Source organism: Marinobacter oulmenensis, assembly GCF_014201735.1.
Classification (GTDB): Bacteria; Pseudomonadota; Gammaproteobacteria; order Pseudomonadales; family Oleiphilaceae; genus Marinobacter; species Marinobacter oulmenensis.
Genome location: NZ_JACHFE010000018.1, coordinates 1 through 2,615 on the forward strand (window position 1 = coordinate 1; position 2,615 = coordinate 2,615).

Sequence of the window (2,615 nt, forward strand, 5' to 3'; positions counted from 1 at the left end):
TTCCATAATCCCAGGATGCGACGTAGAGTTGCCGTTCAGGATCAGAAGTTATCAGCCGCTTTAAAACCGTCCGTGGAAACGGGGTAGAACCCCTGGGGCAATCAAGCCCGTTGCGATTACGTTGTAGTCGATATCCATAGTGTTAACGCCGGCCATCACCGGTGACAAAACCACAGCGAAGCGGCGGTTTTGGCATCCGATGCATGGCCTTGTTATGTCCTGTAGCTCGACACATCATCGATGCTCTGAAAGAAGATACTCCTGCCGTTATCAAACTTGAATTCAATTTCTACGCCTCTCTTTAGACCCTTCGCCGCGACGCTTTTTATGATTTGGCCGCATAGTTCAAGCTCCGCTCCAACATCCCGGGTTTTGAAGTAAGAATTGTGCTCTGGCATTTCGTACGGTTGCGGAACTGAGTATTTAGCTCGCCAGAAGATGATGTCATAGTCAAAATACAGCCTTAACCAATGGCCATCCACCTTTATGAAAGTAACATTCGCCGTCTCTTCGAGCTTTCCCTGATAGTACATCTCATGGCAGATCAACTCCTGAAGAACCTTGCCTTCAAGAGATGGCCATTCGCCATTTATCGAAAGCTCACTCATATTTCCTCAATGAACATAACGCCCGCAACACCGGACAATTTGTAGCGCAGCGGAAAATTGTTCCGAGTGCTTGCGATTGTTATATTTTTGCTTGAATGTCGACAGAGCCAACACCCCAATCCCCATCATCTTGTTGAATAAAAACCAAGTTCGTCTTGGTGAGGAATGAACTATCCGTGCCCATCCATTTAGCTAGCGTTGCTTTCTCATCAGATAGCTGTATATCTTTCTTTGCAACTTCACTTTGAAGAATCTCTTGTATAATGCCAGCTGAAAAATCAGCCAAGCTGAGTAAGTCTGTTGTTCCGACATCCTTTTCGAATGGCTTTGCAAACCCATATATTTCGTACAGATTGTCGCTATACATTGCTAGGCAGTGCCCAAATATTTTCTGGGTGTGGCTGAAATCCCGCCTTTTCCCATCTACATTTATTGAATCGTGATCGCATAACCACAATATCTTTTGACCTGAGAAAGCAACGAGTGACATAAATATGCTAATTGCATGGCATACCCGAAGTACTTTTTCTGACTCCTTGCCTTTCCATTCGCCCAAGTCGTTCTGTCGGAATATCTCTACAATTTGATCGTAGGCCTCTTTTTTCTCAAGCCCAAAAAGACTCGGGATTCTCTGATCCACAGAAATGGTAATCAAAGCACCGTGAATGAAATTGTCAGCAAGGCTAAGAAATTCCTCCAGTGACCTAGATATAGGGCCATAGCTTAGATCTTTAAAACCAAACTCTTTCCACGGATCGTCTAGTCCGTGTTTGACCCTCAACTCTTTGGCTTTCTCTTCAAAAACAACTCTTTTGTCAGCGGAGCAAATCAAAAAGGAGTATGTAGCAAAGTCTGCACCTTTGTGCTCTCCACCAAAATCTGAAAGGATAAAAAGTCCTTTGTCTTCAGAAAAATCAGGAAGGGAGGCTAGCTTCTCAGCTTCTCTTGCGAGCAGTCGCCCGTACAAGGGGTGCTCTTCCGTTAATTTAGGAACCTTGAAGGGACCACGCTTAATTACGCTCATGCTTCCTCTAAAATATAACGCGGAGCACAGCGGTGGCCCGTCAGGGGCGTCCGGCGGCCATAGGCCGCGAACTGCTGAGAATTGTTAGGAGATTTGCGCACGGACAAGACTCCCATCATGTTGAATGCACCAATCAATCACTGTTTTTGCACAGTTCAGCATTGCCTCTGGAGGATAATGCAGCACTGCACTTCCATAACGTATCTCGTTTGGATAAACGGAACCGCCCGACATCTCTGACTCAAGTAACGTCCCGACTGTGCCATTCGCGGTCTGTGGAATCACCATTTTCGACCTGATGCGAGAAGCCCTTTCGCCAGTTGAGGCAACAGTGCAAGAACTGACCTCAGACAGTAACCTAGATAGGTCGTGAGACAACTTCTTCAATTCCTTTGATGAGTAGCCAGAGCGTTCTAGAAGTGCTTTTAGGCTGATTTCACAAGACAAACAACTCAAATATAGAACTGTGCGACCAGCCTCATCCTTTTCGGCTCCGTCACGGAATATCGACTCTGCTGCCTCGATGAGCCTCTTTGCGAACTCAAAGCTATAGAGCACAACTCATCTCCTAACGTAAAGGTAAGGCGCGCGGTTTTTGGCACACCCCACTTAACAGAAGGGTTAGCGACGCTGCCACCTAAGTAAAAAGCTTAAAATTTCTGTGTCGTTCCCTGAAGATCGCGGGATTTCAAACGTTTTTCCGTCAAATGTTTCTATTTTTACGTATTCTTTTTTGGAGCCAGCTATTGACATGCCACCAACATCAATAGGATGTACACCAAAGTATTCTTGAAGATTCTTTACGCTTTCATAAGGAATTTTAATTTCCTTTCCGTCATAAAGCGTTACGACAATTTCACTATCATCAAATATACTCATACGTTCTCCTAACACTGAAGCATTTAAAGGTCGTGCGCAGCATGACCTTTAAATGTGCGTTGGACTAAGCCGCTGTCACCGAGGCCAGCGGGCAACGTATAAGG

General features: G+C 45.4%; 3 protein-coding genes. All 3 read right to left on the minus strand.

Annotation, left to right across the window (positions count from 1 at the left end):
* Positions 1-212: 212 nt before the first annotated feature.
* On the minus strand, positions 213-608 hold the full coding sequence (locus HNR38_RS17090) for a hypothetical protein (RefSeq protein ID WP_183706591.1): 396 nt from the start codon (positions 606-608) through the stop codon (positions 213-215).
* A gap of 79 nt (positions 609-687) precedes the next feature.
* The gene (locus HNR38_RS17095) at positions 688-1,632 is read right to left on the minus strand and encodes a hypothetical protein (protein ID WP_183706593.1); all 945 of its coding nucleotides are present in this window, start codon (positions 1,630-1,632) and stop codon (positions 688-690) included.
* 621 nt (positions 1,633-2,253) lie between these two features.
* A complete protein-coding gene (locus tag HNR38_RS17100) occupies positions 2,254-2,511 on the minus strand; it encodes a hypothetical protein (RefSeq protein ID WP_183706595.1) in 258 nt (85 codons plus the stop codon).
* Between the last annotated feature and the right edge of the window lie 104 nt (positions 2,512-2,615).

Excerpts from the sequence above, each read along its gene's own strand:
- HNR38_RS17090 (WP_183706591.1), bottom strand. The coding sequence starts at position 608 with ATGAGTGAGCTTTCGATAAATGGCGAATGGCCATCTCTTGAAGGCAAG.
- HNR38_RS17095 (WP_183706593.1), bottom strand. The coding sequence starts at position 1,632 with ATGAGCGTAATTAAGCGTGGTCCCTTCAAGGTTCCTAAATTAACGGAA.
- HNR38_RS17100 (WP_183706595.1), bottom strand. The coding sequence starts at position 2,511 with ATGAGTATATTTGATGATAGTGAAATTGTCGTAACGCTTTATGACGGA.